The sequence below is a fragment of the Borborobacter arsenicus genome, assembly GCF_003934165.1.
Taxonomy (GTDB): domain Bacteria; phylum Pseudomonadota; class Alphaproteobacteria; order Rhizobiales; family Rhizobiaceae; genus Pseudaminobacter; species Pseudaminobacter arsenicus.
This window is the reverse complement of sequence record NZ_RKST01000105.1, coordinates 1-604: the sequence shown is the minus strand read 5'-3', so window position 1 is coordinate 604 and position 604 is coordinate 1. Positions and strand designations below refer to the sequence as shown.

1 protein-coding gene is annotated in these 604 nt (G+C 55.5%); it reads left to right on the top strand.

Translation table 11 applies throughout. From position 1 onward, the window contains the following. The first annotated feature begins 148 nt into the window (after nucleotides 1-148). Complete coding sequence (locus EET67_RS25405; RefSeq protein ID WP_128628928.1) at nucleotides 149-526, top strand: hypothetical protein; 378 nt, start codon at nucleotides 149-151, stop codon at nucleotides 524-526. Nucleotides 527-604 lie beyond the last annotated feature (78 nt).

Below are 604 nucleotides of genomic sequence, written 5' to 3'. Positions count from 1 at the left end.
TCCGTCATCTTCGTGGACATCGCCGACCTCCAAATCAGTCAGCAACCTATGAATCAGACCGGATTCGTCCCCGGAACCCCAAAACCTATACCTGAGTCAATTCGTCCACACAGCCTAGTATAGATTGGAAAAGAGGAGGATCGGGGGCATGCCCGGAATCGAGTTTTCGGAGCGTGAGCGCCAGAACGCGCTCGTGCTCATCATACACAATGAGCGCCCGCTGGATGCAGGTGAGGTTGCGAACCTCCTGCGCGACCTTAACGCTGACTACAAGCGCGTGACGGGAAGTCGGCTTGTCCTGGCGCGTTTCGAAACCGGCTCGTCCGGTTTCCTGCTTTACGATTATCTCATCCTAGCGGGTGGCGGTGCATCAGCTCTCACCGCCATCGCAGTCGCGACCGGCCATATAGCCAAGTTCGTGACCTGGATGAAGGGATTCTTTAAAGGCACGCAGGCGGTGCCTCAAACTCCGCCGATCGAGTTGCCTGTGATTTTTCGTGGAATGAGGACCCTGTTTGAGGGGTGATTTTCGTCCAAACGGGACCCCTTAACGTGGGGTCATCAAAATGCCTCCGGTTTCATCGGAGGCATTTGCGTTTTGGAT

Bases quoted from the DNA above. Each gene is read 5' to 3' on its own strand.
- EET67_RS25405 (WP_128628928.1), top strand. From the start codon at position 149: ATGCCCGGAATCGAGTTTTCGGAGCGTGAGCGCCAGAACGCGCTCGTG.